General features: G+C 62.9%; 10 protein-coding genes. All 10 read right to left on the reverse strand.

The features are described from left to right. Window positions 1-83 precede the first annotated feature (83 nt). The gene (locus tag G9C89_RS09895) at window positions 84-731 is read right to left on the reverse strand and encodes an alginate O-acetyltransferase AlgF (RefSeq protein WP_172147704.1); all 648 of its coding nucleotides are present in this window, start codon (window positions 729-731) and stop codon (window positions 84-86) included. Window positions 732-807: 76 nt separating this feature from the next. Beyond that, complete coding sequence (locus tag G9C89_RS09900; RefSeq protein WP_172147705.1) at window positions 808-1,950, reverse strand: alginate O-acetyltransferase; 1,143 nt, start codon at window positions 1,948-1,950, stop codon at window positions 808-810. 12 nt (window positions 1,951-1,962) lie between these two features. Further along, window positions 1,963-3,507: an MBOAT family O-acyltransferase gene (locus tag G9C89_RS09905; protein ID WP_172147706.1), complete on the reverse strand. Its 1,545-nt coding sequence runs from the start codon at window positions 3,505-3,507 to the stop codon at window positions 1,963-1,965. Between the two features lie 206 nt (window positions 3,508-3,713). Further along, window positions 3,714-4,814 carry a mannuronate-specific alginate lyase gene (locus G9C89_RS09910; RefSeq protein ID WP_172147707.1) on the reverse strand — a complete coding sequence of 367 codons (1,101 nt, stop codon included), beginning with the start codon at window positions 4,812-4,814 and terminating at the stop codon, window positions 3,714-3,716. 17 nt (window positions 4,815-4,831) lie between these two features. After that, on the reverse strand, window positions 4,832-6,256 hold the full coding sequence (locus tag G9C89_RS09915) for an alginate O-acetyltransferase (RefSeq protein ID WP_390623788.1): 1,425 nt from the start codon (window positions 6,254-6,256) through the stop codon (window positions 4,832-4,834). Window positions 6,257-6,267: 11 nt separating this feature from the next. Continuing rightward, window positions 6,268-7,869, reverse strand: a complete 1,602-nt coding sequence (algG, locus tag G9C89_RS09920) for a mannuronan 5-epimerase AlgG (RefSeq protein ID WP_172147708.1) — start codon at window positions 7,867-7,869, stop codon at window positions 6,268-6,270. Window positions 7,870-7,879: 10 nt separating this feature from the next. Then, on the reverse strand, window positions 7,880-9,382 hold the full coding sequence (locus tag G9C89_RS09925; protein ID WP_172147709.1) for an alginate export family protein: 1,503 nt from the start codon (window positions 9,380-9,382) through the stop codon (window positions 7,880-7,882). Window positions 9,383-9,396: 14 nt separating this feature from the next. After that, window positions 9,397-10,785 carry an alginate biosynthesis TPR repeat lipoprotein AlgK gene (algK, locus tag G9C89_RS09930; RefSeq protein WP_172147710.1) on the reverse strand — a complete coding sequence of 463 codons (1,389 nt, stop codon included), beginning with the start codon at window positions 10,783-10,785 and terminating at the stop codon, window positions 9,397-9,399. A 13-nt stretch (window positions 10,786-10,798) separates the two neighbouring features. Next, a complete protein-coding gene (locus G9C89_RS09935) occupies window positions 10,799-11,965 on the reverse strand; it encodes an alginate biosynthesis protein Alg44 (protein WP_172147711.1) in 1,167 nt (388 codons plus the stop codon). A gap of 43 nt (window positions 11,966-12,008) precedes the next feature. Further along, window positions 12,009-13,496: a mannuronan synthase gene (gene alg8 / locus G9C89_RS09940; RefSeq protein ID WP_256674161.1), complete on the reverse strand. Its 1,488-nt coding sequence runs from the start codon at window positions 13,494-13,496 to the stop codon at window positions 12,009-12,011. Window positions 13,497-13,593 lie beyond the last annotated feature (97 nt).

Genomic DNA, 13,593 nt, shown 5'->3' on the forward strand with positions numbered 1-13,593 from the left:
GGGGGCATCACTCCAAAACGCCTCCTCATGAAGGCGCTGTTTGCATGTCGGTCTATTGCCGATCTTGGCTGTTGTCCGGGTGTTTAGTCGGTCTTGGCTGGGCGCTTGACCCACACCGGCGAGAGCTGGCTGCCGCTGCCGGTGATGTACAGGCTGACCACTTCGCCGCGCGCCAGGGTGACGGGCTTGAGGTCGCTGATCTTCTTCTCGCCGTCGAACAGCGCCAGGCTGACCTTGACCGGGTTGACTTCGCGCTCGCCGTTGCCATCCGGGGCGACCTTGTCGACCACCGCGGCCTTGCCGTCGGCGGTCTTCAGGCTGAGCGTGCTGTCGGACAGGTTCTGCACCCGCAGCAGGGCTTTCTGCTTGTTCGCGAATGCGGCTTCTTCCACCAGCTTGGGTTCCGCGCCCGGCTGGTTGACCAGGGTGTAGTAGCGGTCGGCGTCGAGTTTCACTGGCAGGCTGCTGCTGCCGACCTTGGCGCTGTAGCTGCCGGCCGGGAGGAAGCTGAAGTCGCTGGAGCCCAGCGGAGCGATGTCGCGCAGGTCGGTGTTGCCGACGCTGACGCTCAGTTCGCTGTTGCCGGCGTTATAGGCGCGGACGAAGGTCGATCCCTTGGGCGCGGTTGGGGCGTAGAGGCCACCTTCACCGGCGTGGGCGTGCAGGGCACCGAGGCTCAGGGCGATGGCACAGGCGTAGGACGTCCAGCTGCATTTGGTTTGTCTGTTCATGGGTAAATCTCCATGTGGTTTAACAAAATGATCTGTTGATCATGTTCGGGTGAAGCCTTTCCAGCGCAGGGCCGATTCAATGGCTGGTGCTGCTGGCCAGGCGTTGCTTGCTGCTGTTGCTTTTAAGTTCGGCGATCCAGGCCGGATCGAAGTTGCTGAGGTCGTTGGCCATCGGCAGGTAGCGTTCGGGGAACTCCCAGATCACCAACTGCGGCGCGGCGTTCTTCAATTCGTCGCTCTGCAGGTACTTGAGCATCGGCACGATCGGCCCCTGGCCGTCTTCGGCGTGGTTGCTCAGGTCGCGTTGCAGGTGTTGGCGCAGGGCACCGGCAAAATTCCAGTTGGGGTTGGCGCTGTAACTGGTGCCGACCAGTGCCACCGGGATGTCGCTGTCGGCGAACAGCGCATCGCTGCCGCCGGCCGCGTCTGCCGCATTGGTTTGGTACTGCTGCAACTGGTCGGGTTCGGGCATCAGCTGCTCGAACAGCGGCGCCAGTGGCAGGAAGCTGGTCAGGTCACCCAGCAGTGGCTTCTGTTTGGTCGCCTCGGTGACGAATGCCTGCGCTTCGCCGTTCAGGGCGAGCGAGCGGTTTACGGTTTCACTCAGTTGGCGCGCGACCAGATCCGCGCCCAGTGGTGTCCAGTGGGTATCGGTGCGCAGGAACAGCTGACCGCTGTTCTTTTCGGCCCGCAGGGTGGCGAGCAAGTCCGGCGCGGCGATGTCGGCGCTACGCACCTCGCGGTGGAAGCGCTGATAGAGATCCTCGCGCTGGCTGCTGATGCGGTTGTCGCCGACGTGCTCCGGGTACAGGCGCGACTTCGACGGCACTATCGCCAGCAGCAACAGCACATTGCGTTGCGCCAGTTGCTCGCGTACGCCCTGGATCAGCGCCAGGTTGTCGCGCTGGTGCTGTTGGCCATCGGCCACCGGCTTGAACTCTTCATCCGAGTACAACCAGTCGTGCTTGCCGATCACCACACCGGGGCGGCCTTCGTTGAACAGCAGGAAGTCCAGCGCGGCCCAGACGTTGATACCGATCTGCTTGATCGGGAATTGCTTGTCGTAATGGCTCTCGAAGGTCTTTGCCAGGTTGCCGTCGAGCACGCTGAACTGGTTGGGGGCCTGGTAACTCAGGACCCCGCGCATGGACCAGAGCAGCAGCAGGGTCAGCACGCCGAGGAACAGGGCGACGTAGAGTTTGCGTAATGGACGCGTCATGCTCGGCCTCATTCAGAATTGGAAATAAAGAAAGGGGGAGTAGCTCTGCGCCGAGAGCTTCAATACCGAGGCGCAGAACAGCAGCAGCAACGCGCCACGTACCAGGTAGCGCGGCATGGCGGCGCTCCAGGTGGCTTGTTGCACCAGCACACCGCCGCTGCCGACGGTCAGCCCCTGCTCATCGCCAGGCACGGCCTTGACCATGCGCGACAGCTCGGTCGCCGGCCCATCGGCGCGGGCATCCAGCGCCTTGTGGCGGTAGAACTGGCGCAAGCCGCAAAAGGCCATGACCGCATAAGCCAGTACCAGGGTGGCAACCTGCAGGTCGCTGATGCTGGCGCTGTTCAGTTCGCTGAGCTGCCAGCCCTGGCTGCTGAAGATCGCCGGGCTGAACATGGCGCTGTACATGCGCCAGGCGATGTCCAGGTTCTCGGCGCGGAAGATCACCCAGCCGAGCATCACCAGGAAGAAGGTGAACAGCCACTTCAGCGGATTGATCACCTTGGGCGCGGCGTTCACCCCGAACAGGCGTTCGATCGTCAGCCACATGCCGTGCCAGGCGCCCCAGATCAGGAAGGTCCAGTTGGCGCCGTGCCACAGGCCACCGAGCAGCATGGTCAGAAACAGGTTGCGGTAGGTGTTGAAGGTGCCCTTGCGGTTGCCGCCCAGCGGCACGTACAGGTAGTCGCGCAGCCAGGTCGACAGGCTGATGTGCCAGCGCCGCCAGAACTCGGTGATCGATTGGCTGATATAGGGCTGGTTGAAGTTTTCCATAAAGCGGAACCCCATCATCAGGCCCAGGCCGATGGCCATGTCGCTGTAACCGGAGAAGTCGAAATACAACTGCGCGGTGTAGGCGATCATGCCCAGCCAGGCGTCGCCGGTGCTGGGGTCTTGCAGGGCGAAGATGTGGTCGACCAGCGGTGCCAGGCTGTCGGCGATGAACACCTTCTTGACGAAGCCCTGCATGAAGCGGGTGGCGCCTTCGGAGAACTTGTCGAGGCTGTGGGTGCGGTCGGTAAACTGGTCGGCGAGATCCTTGTAGCGCAGCACCGGCCCGGCAATCAGTTGCGGGAACAGGGCGATGAAGGCGGCGAAGTTGATCAGGTTTTCCGTGGGTTCGGTGTCGCCGCGGTACACGTCGATCAGGTAGCTGAGCGACTGGAAGATATAGAAGGAGATGCCGATCGGCAGGATCACATGGGTCAGCAGGAACGGCTCGAAGCCGGCGCCGTCCAGCACCTTGTTGATGTTCGCCACGCCGAAGTTGGCGTACTTGAAGTAACCCAGGGTCGCCAGGTTGCCGGCCACGCCCCAGATCACCCAGCGTTGCGCCGCCTTGCTGCGTACGCCGGCGCGATAGATGCGCAGGCCGAAACCGTAGTTCCACAGGGTGACCGCGATGAACAGCAGGAGAAAATCCACCCGCCACCAGGCGTAGAAGGCGTAGCTGCCGATCAGGATCAGCAGGTTGCGATAGCGATTACTGCTCATGTAATACAGGCCGAGAAAGATCGGCAGGAACAGGAACAGGAATACGTTGGATGAAAAGACCATCCGTAGATCTCCGTTGAGTAGCAACTCTTCCGGGGCTCGCAAGCCCCCCTTTCCCCCCGCGAGCGGGAGGGTGTTTCATCGTCCGAGGCTTACATTCCGTGCAACCACCACGGACCTGTAGGAGCCAGCTTGCTGGCGATGCTTTTGCGGCGTCTGGCTCGCCAGCAAGCTGGCTCCTACACAAGCCGCCCTACATAAAGCCGCTCTCAGCTATCGTCCGGCTTCTTCGGATCGAACACCTGGCTGACATCGCCGCCGAGACGGAAGGTCTTGAACGGGCCCATCTCCTGCTTGAGCTCCTCGGTGTCGGCCGAGCAGGCATAAAGCGTGCAGTAGGGCGCCAGCCAGGAGTATTTGCTGTCCTTCTTCAGGTCTTCCATGTCCTGTTTCTCGCCGGTTTTGCTGGCGAAGTCGTCTTGGTCATTCACCCCGTCCAGTACCCGTTCGGCCAGGCGCTGGAGCGCGCCCTGGTTTTCTTTGCGCAGGTCGACGCCGTTGGCTTGGGCGAAAGCGGCGATCATCATCAGCGGCGGCAGGCTGTAGTTGTGGTAGGCCAGGGCGCGCTGGCTGCGCTTCAGTTCGTTGGGCAGGTAGCCGTCGGCGTCGACCTGGTTGGCGCCCACGCGGAACTGCTCCACGGCCCAATCGAACAGATCGCGGCGATCGGTGGCGATGGCCGTGGACATCACCGACCAGGCGGACCAGTAGCTATGATTGTTGATTTTCTTCAGCGGCAGATCGCTCCAGTCATGCACGGTGTTCTCGGCCATCTTGATGAACCAGGCTTCGATCAGCTTGGTTTGCTGCGGATAGGCGGCCAGCGGCTGTGACTTGGAGAATTTCAGGCGCAGGTAGGCGGAGGACAGACTGCCCAGCGCCCATTTGCGCACCGATTTGCCGGTGTGGTTGTAATCGCTGCTGAGCAGGGCGTCGGCCTCGGCCCACTCGCTCAGCCACTGCACGGTGCAGTCGAGCAGCTCGGGCTGGCCATCGCGCATGTAGTGCATGACCTGCTGGCTGATCCCTCGCTCCATTTCGGTGATGGCGGCGGTCTTGTCGCGAAAGGCCTTCTCCGAGTCGGTGTTGAGGGTGGCGCGGGCCTTGCCCGAGCCTTCGTATTTGCTGCGAAACACCAGTTTGTCGGTGTAGGGCTTTGGCGTTGCCTGGCAGGCTTGCGCCTTCTTGTCGGTGACCTGCACGGGCGCGTAGTAGCCGGCCGGCGGCACCAGGCTGGCGGCGAACAACGGTTGGGCGAGCAGGGCCGCGCCGATCAGGCAGGGAGCGAGTATCCAAATGGGGCGTTTCATCGTGCCTCCTATTGCCTTCACTGGGCTTGTGCCGTGAGGGCTTTGTCGCCAGCGCTGGGGCGTTTGCACATGGTTGCTTCGACGCTGAGATTTGCCGGCATGTTTTCCGGGCTATGGATGTCCAGGGCGAGCAGATTGAGGTCGGCCCAATCGGCATCGTTGCGCAGTTCGAAGACATAGCGTCCGTCGGTAGGGGCACGGTCGCTCTGCTCGAGTTTGAAATTCTCGCGGCGGCCGGTCAGGTACCAGAGGGTGGCCTTGGCCTTGTGCACGCCGGGGTCGCTGAAGGTCAGGTCGACCTGGTAGTCGCCACCGCGCAGATCCAGCAATGGCTGGTTCTCGCCGTTGACCAGGACCTGGTTGGAGCCGGGCTTGAGCGTGACCTTGTTCTTCATCACCGCCGGGCGGCCCTCGCAGCCGTTGTTCACCAGCGGTACGGCCTGGCGGTAGAAGCTTTGCTGCGCCAGGTCGTAATGGGTGGCGAACTCCCAGATGAGAATCTTCGGCGGGTTTTCGTGGAATTCCTTGCTGGTCATGTATTGCAGCAGGGCGCTGTCGAAGCCGCCGCCGCTGACCGACCGGTTGAGCACTTCGACACCACTGTATTGCTGCAGGAAACCGGCGAAGTTGTAGGCCGGGCCGCTGTTACTGGTGCCGACCAGGGCGACCTTCGGGTCGGCCTCGTCGCCGAACAGGCTGTCGCTATCGGCTTCGCCCACCGGCTCGGTCTCGAAGCGCTCGACGTACTCGGTGGCGTAGGTGGTGCCGCAGAAGGTGGCTGCGGTCTTGTGCAGGGTGCCGGCCTTGCCCAGCAGGCCGGTCACCGTGCTGGCGAACTCCTGCTTCGGCGCTTCGTCGAAGCCGGGCATTTGCTTCAGGGTTTCGGCCACCAGTTCGGCGGTGCGCGCGGCACCGGCCGGCGTCCAGTGGTGGTCGGCCTTGAAGTAGTAGGCGGTGTCCACGTCCTGTTCGTCGAACAGCGGTGACAGGTCGGTGACCCAGATACCGGTCTTGCGGATTTCGGCAACGGCCTTCAGGTAATTCTGCTTGGCCAGCTCGAAGTTGAAGCTGGCTTTCTCCTGCGCGGTCAGCTGCTGACGGTTGACCAGGCCGCGGGTCGGCTGATAGACCACCATCAGCTCGATGCCTTTGCGCTTGAGGGTGTCGCGCAGGCGCTTGAACTGGCGATAGCCGGCGGGCGTGGTGCCAAAATCGGTGCGCAGGTCGTTGCCGCTACGGAACAGCCAATCACCCTGGCCCTGCACCAGCGCGGTGAAGAAGCTCAGGTACTTGGTGTTGTACTGGCTCGGGTCCTGGGCGATCGGACACAGTGGCCCGACCCGCTGCACCTGGTACTGCGGTGCGGCCATGGCGCTACCCGCAGCACCCAACAGGGCACTGGCAAGGGCCAGTTGGCGGAAATTGAAGTGGCGTTTGATCACGTTGTATTCCCTCAATCCTGAAGTTCGGCCTGACTCTCGACCGGGTCGATGAGTACGGCTAGTTTGCGGCGCACCATCAGGTCGAGAATTTCATCCTGTCGTTCGCCGAGGATGCCGGCGAAACTGATGCCGGTGCTTTTGCTCGGTGCGAGCATTTCCACGCGGTACAGCTCCACGGACAGTGGCGAGTCGATGGACAGCGGGCTGGAGCCGTTGGCGGCGAGCTTGCCGCCGACCACGATCATCGACACTTCGGTGTCGAAGGGGTCGAGTGCGACGTTGCGGTCGGTGTTCGAGAGATCCTTGATGTGGCCGTAAATGCCGGTCAGGCCATTGGCCGCCGAGATGTTCTCGTACAGGCGAATGTTGGTGCTGTTGCGCAGGCGAATGCCGTGGCGGGCGTTGTTCAACACCTTGTTGCCCCACAGCAGGTTGTCCGAACTCTCGTAGATGGTGATGCCGTCGGCGTGGTTCTGGTACACCTCGTTGTAGGCCACCAGGTTACGCACGCTGTTACGGTCGAGGACGATGCCCGAGAGCTTGTTGTCGTAGGTCTTGTTGTTGATGATCCAGCTGTCATCGACCTCGCGGGAAATGATGATGCCATGCTTCTTCTTGGTCCCGTGCACCGTGTTATCGGCGATGATCAGACCGTGGGAACGGTCATGCGGGTCGATGCCGTAGACGATGTTGTCGCGGTAGGTATTGCCCTTGACCACCACGTTCGCGGCTTCGTAGCAGTAGAAGCCGTACCAGTGGTCGACGAACTCCGAGTCGATCAGCCAGCCGGTCGGTTCCGCACGCTTGAGGCGGGCCTGCATGCCGGGGGTGTACTGGGTGATGCTGACGCCGTAGGACTTGCTGTTGCTGTAGCCCAGGCTGGTGAAGACGCTGCCGGAGATGTACAGCTCACTGCCGCCCCAGGACACCAGAAACGGGCGGAACTCATCGGCCTTGCGAAAGCTGGCCGGGCTGTTGTCCGCTTCGCGCCAGGCGGTGAGCTTGGTGTCGGTGAAGAACAGCTGGCCGTCGTTGACCATGAAGCTGCCGCGTTCCTGGGATAGGCGCAGGTCCTTGGTGTCCTTGCCCACGTGCAGGGTTGCACCCTCGGCCACCACGATCGGCAGCCGCGCCAGGTAGACGCCCGGCTTGACCTCGCGGAACTGACTGTCTGGCAGGGCCTTGGCGATGTCCTGCGGGGTGACGTAGCCGCCTTCGATAAAGATCGCATGGGGCATGCCGTTCTGCCGCTGGACCCATTCGCGCAGGCGCTCGTTGCCGCCGACGAAGTCCTTCAGCGCATCCTGCTGCAACATGCGCCGCACCACGACCTTGCCGCCGGGCGTGCGCTTGATCTTGGCTTCGACGGCCGCCGCGGTGTAGCCGCTGAGGTCGGGCAGCTTGGGCACATCCAGATGCAACTGCTCGACGGGTACGCTGGTTACCGTGTAGTTGCTGGTTTCCTTGAGTGCCTTGGTCGGCACATTAGGGTTGTCGAGCACTTGCGCCGCTTGCACCCAGGGCGCCGCCAGCTGCAGCGCGCCGAGCAGTAGGCCGCTGCATAGCAGGCCTACTGCACAGCCTTGTTTGAGTTTGCCTGGTCGTTGCTTCATGGCGCTGTCCTCAGAATTTCCAGATAACGTCAACGAAGGCTCGATGCATCATCGAGTCGGTGTCGCTGCCGTAGGCATCGCCGGGCTTGAACACGCCACCGCGAAAACGCACCAGGGCTGCCGGCTCGTCGATCGCCTCGCTCATCGAAGCGGGCAGCAGGCCCTGCTTGAAGTACTTGGTGACCACCAGATCGAGTTCTTGGCCGAGATCTTTCTCGCCATCCACCAGGGCGACCTGGGGCGCCGGGACGTCGTCGGCGAGCGGGTCATCGATCCGGGCGTTGATCCCGCTTCTACCGATCTGCTGCCGATCATCGACCCGCCAGAACTTGTGGTAGACCAGGCTGGCGTCATAGTCCTCGGCCATCTGCCAGGAGCCGAACAGGGTGGCCGACTGCAGGTTGTTCAGTTCGCCGCGAAAGGCCTCGCCGTAGCGATGAACGCTGGCGCGGGTGCCGGTGAAGTTGGAACGGTTGCTTTGCAGGCCGGTCTGGCGATAGTTGCCCGTGCCGTTGCCGTCTTCATCGCCGCTACCGCTGGCCCGTGCGTAAGCGCCGCCGACTTGCCAGTTGGGGTCCAGGCGAAAGCGCAGACCGAGGTCGGTGGCCCAGGCGCTGACGTTGTCGCTGTTTTTGCCGGTGGCGATTTCCTGGCCGTTGTCGACGCCGCGCGTCAGGTCTTCACGGTCGCCGGTCAGCGAGGTGAGACTGGCCCAGTAATTGACTGGCTTCTGGTTGCGGAAGTTGTAGGCGTCGCTGTTGGCTTGCACGCCGAGCCAGGTCAGTTTGCCGGTGGCGCGTTTGTCCAGGGCGTCGATCGGTTCGCCGGGATTGGCCAGCTTGCCGTCATCGTCGGAGTGATGGGCATTGAGGCCGACCCAATGTCCCGGGCGCCACTGGGTTTCGATATCGCCGAACAGATGCAGACGGTCTTCATCTTCCGCGGCCAGTTCGTCGAGGTCGGTGCGGTACTCGCTGAAGCGCTGGGCCGTACCCAGGCTGGCGCGCAGCAGGGTGGTGTCGAAGGTCCAGTTCAGCGCTTCGATATTGGTATCGCGCCATTGCCCGTCATCGTTGCGCAGGCGTTGGCGGCCCAGGCGCAGGTGCTCGCCGGGGTAGTCGGTGAGGCCGGCGTAGTCGACCCAGAATTCGCGCAGGGCCAGGTAGTTCTTCTTCCGATCGCGGCCGTCGTCTGCCGGCGCATCGCTGGCCAGGTCGGCGTCGGACGACGCCAGGGTATCGGTCTCGATGATGTCGCTGGCGACTACCGCCTGGCCCATGGCGAAGGCACTCCAGTCACCGCGTTGGCCATACAGCCAGGGGCGCAGGTCGACACCGATGCCGTTGACGTCGCCACCGTCGCGGGTGCCGAGGTCGCGGTCATCTTCCGATTGCGCGGTGATCTTGACGTCGAGGCCGAAGTTGTCGTCGCTCATCTGCACCGCCCATGCCGAGCTGGCGGAGAGTAATGACACGCTCAGGCCCAGGCCTGCGGTGATCCTGTTGAGTTTCATCGCGTAATTCCTGTTCATTGGTTTTGCGCCTGTAACGAGGTTTGGGCTTGCAAGACGTTGCCGCGCACCTGGCGTTCTTCGCGCAGCAGTTGCTCGGCGCGGGTACGTTGGGCCGGTTGCAGTTGTTGTTCGACCAGGCTGGCCAGTTCGGTGGCCTGCGGCGTGTTCTTCGGCAGCGCCAGTTGGCTGAAGACGAAAGCATTGACCGGATCGGGAATCACGCCCTTGCCTTGCGAGTACATCTGCGCGAGGGCGAAGTCGGCGTTGATCTGGCCGTTACGGGCGGCGCTGAGCAAATGATCCAGGGCTTTCTGCGGGTAGATGTCGCCGAGGTAGCCGCGGATGTAGAGCTGACCGAGGAAGTAGTTGGCACTGGGTTCGCTGGGCGCGGCCTTGCGCAGATGCTCTTCGGCCTTGTGTGGGTCCTGCGGCACCAGCTTGCCTTCGTAGTAGAGCCGGCCGAGCAACAGTTCGGCGCGCGGCAGTGCCGCGGCGCGGCCGTTGTCGAGGTAGCTCATCATGGTCTCGATGTCGCCCAGGCCCGGGTAGTCATAGAGCAGGCGCGCCAGGCTGACCCAGGCGGCCGGGTAGGCCGGGGCGATGGCTTCGAGCAGTTCCTGGGCTTTGCCTTCGTCCGGCTTGCCCAGTTCGGCGTCGGCCAGCACCTGGGCGACGGCATCCACCCGCTGCGGGGTCACCACGGCGCTGTGGTAGCCCGCCATCAGGCGTTGCAGCAGGGCTTTCTGTTTGTCGGCCTGGCCTTGCTTCTGGTACACGGTGGCCAGTTCGACGTAGCAGACCTCGGCCTCGGCAATCAGGCCTTGGCAGATCTGTTCTATTTCACCCAGGTGCTGGTCGTAGTCGCCCTGGGTGCGATAGAGGAGGATTTGTGCCAGATCGGCCTGGGTATGGCCTTGCTGGCGCCAGGTGGAGATGCGTTGTTGAACGTTCATACCGGGGAAATCCTGTGGGTATTGCAGGTAGAGCATGACCAGCGGCAACAGGCTGCTCTGCTCACCCGCGGTGAAGGCGTCATTCAGCAACTCGCCCGCTTCACGGCGCTCGGCCGGGCTGGCGTCCACTTTGCTCGCGAGCAATTTGCCCAGGCGTGCCTTGGCCCGCGGCGACTCGTCCAGGGCCAGGCGATAGGTCCGCTCGGCCTTTTCCAGGTCTTGCGGCGTACCGCCGGCTACTTGCAGATCGGCCAGGCCGACCTGCGCATCGGTGTAGCCCAACTCCGCCAGCTGGCGGTAGTTCTGCTCGGCGATGCTGGTGTCGCCGCGCTTCAGCGCTTCGGCGGCCAGGCGCTCGTCCGGCAGCCCGGCGCAACCGGCGAGGGTCACGGCCAGGGAAAGCGCCAGCAGGGGCGCGGCATGCATGAGACGGGGGGCGATAGTCGCCATTGCGGAGTCCTCCTTATTGACCTTTCGCCAGGGCTTTGTCGAGCAGCCAGTCGAACGACGGGCCACGATCGAGGATGACTTCGACCGGCTGGCCGGCGAGGCTGCTGTTGAGGTCCTGCTCCGGTTCGATGATCACGCGAATGTCCGCCGACAGGCCGCCTTCATGCAGGCTGCTGCTGATGATCTTGCCGTAGCGCGGCGTGTCTTCGCCGGCCACCCAGAAGCTGGCGCGGCTACCCGGGCGAGCCTGGGCGAAGTTGCGGTAGGGGAAGCTGGCCAGCACTGTGGCCTTGGTGTTCTGCGGTACCAGTTCGAAGATCACATCGCCCTTGGCGGCGAACTGACCGTCGGCAACCAACTGACGGGCCACCTTGCAGTCGCACGGGCTGGTCAGGGTGCCCTTCATTTGCTTGCCGAACAGCTCTTCGACATTCTCCGGGGACATTTGCTCGTCGGTCAGGTGACCCTTGAGCATCTCCAGCATGCTGGCGGAGAAGGTGGCAATGGGCGCGCCTTTCTCGACCATGGCCTCCGGGCCGAGCAGGCTCTGCACCATGCCTTCGCGCGGCATGGTCACTTGCAGGCTGGGTACGTTGACCAGGCCCGATTCGGCGTGGGTGACGAAGTAGATGCCGTAGATCGACTTGAAGATAAAGCCGAAGGCGGCCAGACCGACCAGGAAGATCGCCAGGCTGAAGCTCACCGCCTTGAACCGGCCGAACACGCCCATGCCAGAGCCGCCGGCGCCGTTCTTGCGTGCCTTGGTGAAGTTTTCCCGCTGCAAGGTGCTCAGCAGGTCACCGGCGCTGACCAGTTCGCCACCGAGGAAGGCGCTGATCAGGTAGCGCAGGGTGGCCTGCTCGCGTGGCTTGATGTTATGGAACTGGCAGCCGACGCGACCGTCGTCGGCATTCACCGAGCGCACCTGGAATTCGATATCGATGGCCAGGTCGAGGCTGTCCAGCTTGAACTGCAAGCGGCCTTTATGAAAGTCGCCGACCTGCACCGCCACCTTGCCGGCGTTGAAGCAGAAACCGCCGGCCGAGATGTCGCCGATGGGTTGGTCGGCGCGCTCACGGTTTTTCGTCAGGTAGCGCAGCACGGCCGGGATCTTGACCCGCGCGTGTTGCCGCTGGGCTTCCGATTCATGGACCACATTGACGTTGACGGCTGTATTCATGGTTGCAATTTCCTGTTCGAAAAGGGTTCCGGTCGAGTTCCGGTCACACCAACGCCAGAAGCGTGGCGATAAAAACGCTGGCAGCAGCAAAAGTCATGGAGCGCGAAGACCAGGTGTTGAACCAACGCTGGAAGCTCAACAGGCCGCGCTCGAGCTTGGTCGGCTGGCGGGTCCAAGACTGCTGATCGAGGCGGAAGAACACGTAGATCTTCACCATCGCACCGACGATCTGGTTGTAATAAAGGATCACCGGGTAAGCCGGGCCGATGCGGTGGCCGGTCACGCTGAGCAACAGGGTCAGTGCCAGGCGAGTCAGGCCGATCCACAGCAGGTAGGCGATGAGGATGCCGGCGCCGTACTTGATGCTGGCGATGATCGCCACGCTAATGCCGAGCAGGCTGGTCCACATCGATACGCGCTGGTCGAACAGCACCAGGCTGGTGAACCAGCCGAGGCGGCGGGTGCCCAGGCGCAAAGCGCGGGCGTTCTGCCGCAGGTTGTTGCCGTACCAACGGAACATCAGCTTGCGGCTGGCCTTGATGAAGCTCTTCTCCGGTGGATGCTCGACCGTGTTGATCGCCGCATCCGGCACGTAGAAGGTGTCGTAGCCCAGGCTCATCAGGCTGAACCAGCTCGACTTGTCGTCGCCGGTGAGGAACTGGAAACGACCCAGGCGCCAATGGTCGAGGTGATCGCTTTCCACATCGGCGATGAATGCGGGGTTGGTGACCACCTCGGCGCGAAATACCGACATGCGTCCGGTCATGGTCAGCACCCGCTTGTTCAGCGCCATCGAGCACATGTTGAGGTGGCGCTGGGCGAAGCGCAGCTTGTGCCACTCGCTCATGATGTAGCCGCCGCGTACCTCGCAGAACTCGTTGGTGGTCAGGCCGCCGACATTCGGGAACAGCTTGAACCAGGGCACCGTCTTGCGCACCACGCCCTCGCCGAGCACGGTGTCGCCATCGATCACCGCGACCACCGCGTTCTCATCCGGCATTTGCCGGGAGATGGCGCGAAAGCCGTAGGCCAGACCGTCGCGCTTGCCGGTGCCGGGGATGCGCACGAAGTCCAGCTTGACGTGCTCTGGCGGGTTCATCCGGGCCCAGAGGTTTTTCACCAGCAGTTCATCGGACAGCTCGACGATGGAACACACCATCGTCGTCGGGTAACCGCAGTCAATCGCCTCGCGAATCACCGAGCGGTACACCTGGGCGGTGGTCAACGCGTCGATGCGGAAGCTGGTGACCAGCAGAAACACCTGAGAAGGGTCGGCGTCCTTGCCGAGTTTTTTCACCTTGCGGCGGTAATAGGGGTACACCACATAGAGAAACAGAGTGCCGCGCAAAAAGTGCACCGCACCCATGGAATAACGCCAGATGCCCACAGCGCCGATCAACAGGAGGTAGTCGCGCGACTCGGGGTCGAACACGCTCCTGGGCAGCGCCAACGCGAGCAACATCAGCAGTGATAGGTAGAACATCCAGCCTGCGGCCTCTAGGAGACCGGTCTTCAGCGAGTTTGTTTGCATATGCGTATCCATCGTGTGCGCCGGAGGAACCTTGGACGAGGGTGCTGCTCGCGCGTCCAAGGTTCGGCCCAACTGGCTGCCAGTCCGTTGAAAAACT

This window comes from Pseudomonas tumuqii, assembly GCF_013184545.1.
Taxonomy (GTDB): Bacteria; Pseudomonadota; Gammaproteobacteria; order Pseudomonadales; family Pseudomonadaceae; genus Aquipseudomonas; species Aquipseudomonas tumuqii.

What these genes read in the sequence shown, in the direction of transcription:
- G9C89_RS09900 (WP_172147705.1), bottom strand. Translation starts at nt 1,950, where the DNA reads ATGACGCGTCCATTACGCAAACTCTACGTCGCCCTGTTCCTCGGCGTG.
- G9C89_RS09895 (WP_172147704.1), bottom strand. Translation starts at nt 731, where the DNA reads ATGAACAGACAAACCAAATGCAGCTGGACGTCCTACGCCTGTGCCATC.
- G9C89_RS09905 (WP_172147706.1), bottom strand. Translation starts at nt 3,507, where the DNA reads ATGGTCTTTTCATCCAACGTATTCCTGTTCCTGTTCCTGCCGATCTTT.
- G9C89_RS09935 (WP_172147711.1), bottom strand. Translation starts at nt 11,965, where the DNA reads ATGAATACAGCCGTCAACGTCAATGTGGTCCATGAATCGGAAGCCCAG.
- G9C89_RS09925 (WP_172147709.1), bottom strand. Translation starts at nt 9,382, where the DNA reads ATGAAACTCAACAGGATCACCGCAGGCCTGGGCCTGAGCGTGTCATTA.
- alg8 (WP_256674161.1), bottom strand. Translation starts at nt 13,496, where the DNA reads ATGCAAACAAACTCGCTGAAGACCGGTCTCCTAGAGGCCGCAGGCTGG.
- algG (WP_172147708.1), bottom strand. Translation starts at nt 7,869, where the DNA reads ATGAAGCAACGACCAGGCAAACTCAAACAAGGCTGTGCAGTAGGCCTG.
- G9C89_RS09910 (WP_172147707.1), bottom strand. Translation starts at nt 4,814, where the DNA reads ATGAAACGCCCCATTTGGATACTCGCTCCCTGCCTGATCGGCGCGGCC.
- algK (WP_172147710.1), bottom strand. Translation starts at nt 10,785, where the DNA reads ATGGCGACTATCGCCCCCCGTCTCATGCATGCCGCGCCCCTGCTGGCG.